We start from the raw sequence: 1,657 nt of genomic DNA, 5'->3' as shown, positions 1-1,657 counted from the left end.
GAGGCTGTCGCACGACTCCCGGCCCCCGAAGGTCAAGAGCGATTCGCTGTTCGGTTCCGAAGTCCTTGGGGGCAACGGAATCTTGCCTAGTGGGGCGGAACTTCTTGTCGTGTGACCGTGAGCGTGATCTTGAGATGCCGCAGGATGTGCGGGAGTGGCTGCCAACAGAGCATCTCTGCTGGAAGGTGCTTGGCATCGTCGAGCAACTCGACCTGTCGGCGTTCGAGGCGGGCTATCGCCGCGACGGACAGGGCGGAGCGCCCTACCCACCGGGCAACCTGGTCGCTCTGCTCTTGTACTGCTACAGCAAGGGCATCCGTTCTTCCCGCCGCATCGAACAGTCCTGCTGGGACGACGTGGGCTGCCGGGTCATCACCGCGAACCATCAGGTGGATCACGCCACTGTCGCCCGCTTCGTGCGGCGCCACCGCTCCGCCTTGAACTCGCTGTTCGTACAAGTGCTGGCGCTGTGCGGGCAACGCGGGCTGGTGGACCTCTCCGCCGTGGCCGTGGACGGTTCACCGATGGAGGCGAACGCGTCGCGCGACGCCAACCAGCGACTCCACCGTCTGGAGGACACCATCGTCCAGTGCGAGGCAGAGATCCACACGGTCCTGGAGGACGCACTCACACATGCGCGACGAGTTGAGGACGATGAACAGGCTCGTGACGACCACGAGGAACCCGGCGACGAGTGGCCGCGGCTGTCCCGGCTGTGTGACCGGCTCACCCGGGCCAACCTGGCCATGACCCGACTCCGCGAACGATCCATGCCCCCGCCCAGCGAGGTGCGCGAGAAGGTCGATGCCGCCGAGCGCATGGTCGCACGCGCGGAGAAGCGCCTGGCCGCTGAGACTGCCGCTCACCAGGGGAAACTCAAGGAGTACGAAGAGCGGGCTCGGTGCGACCGGGAGGCCGGCCGTCGGGGTGCCAACGGGCGGCCGCCGGTTCCGTTGGAGCACAAGACCGTCCTCGTCAGGCAGCGGACCCGACTGGAGAAGGCTCGGGCCTGGCTCAAGCGGGCCCGCACACCACAACCCGCCCTCTCGCCGGACTCCCGGGCCTGCCTGAGCGACCCCGATTCCCGGCTGATCCACGGCAAGCACGGCGGCTACCTGCAGGGATACAACATCCAGATTGCCTGCACCCGGCGTCAGTTCCTCCTGGCCATCGAAGTCCACGACAACCCCTCCGACCGGACGGCCCTCGTGCCGATGGTGCATAAGATCCAGCACAACCACCGCGCCGCAGACCTCCCTGGAGAGATCCAGCTCTGGCTCGCCGACAACGGATATGCCTCCGCCAACGCCTTCGAGGCTCTCGCCGATCTTCCGCTGCTGGTCTCGGTGACCAGCGACGCCCACCAGGCCGGTTTCCCGGCGAAACGCCAGGAGGCCCCTGCCGGGCAGCAGGCCATGGCGGCCCGCCTCACCACTCCCGATGGGAAGGAGCAGTACCGGCGACGCAGCGCGCTGGTCGAACCGGGATTCGCCCAGCTGTTCCAACGCTTCGGCCGCCACCTGAACTACCAGAGCCATACGGCCGTGGACGCCGAGATCAAGCTCCTCGGCACGGTCCATAACCTCAACAAACTCATCAGCCACAGACCCCGAGGGCGCTCTTGACCTTCGGGGGCCGGGAGTCGTGCGACAGCCTC

At 67.0% G+C, this 1,657-nt stretch carries 1 protein-coding gene; it reads left to right on the top strand.

Annotated features, from left to right (window positions below):
- Positions 1 to 134: 134 nt before the first annotated feature.
- Entirely contained in the window at positions 135 to 1,625 is a 1,491-nt protein-coding gene (locus ABTY62_RS47440; RefSeq protein WP_352135620.1) for a transposase, read from the top strand.
- The last annotated feature ends 32 nt before the right edge of the window (positions 1,626 to 1,657 follow it).

The organism is Streptomyces sp. NPDC097640 (assembly GCF_040302705.1).
GTDB lineage: Bacteria > Actinomycetota > Actinomycetes > Streptomycetales > Streptomycetaceae > Streptomyces.
Note: the sequence above shows the minus strand (reverse complement) of the source record. Positions and strands in the feature narration are given on the sequence as shown.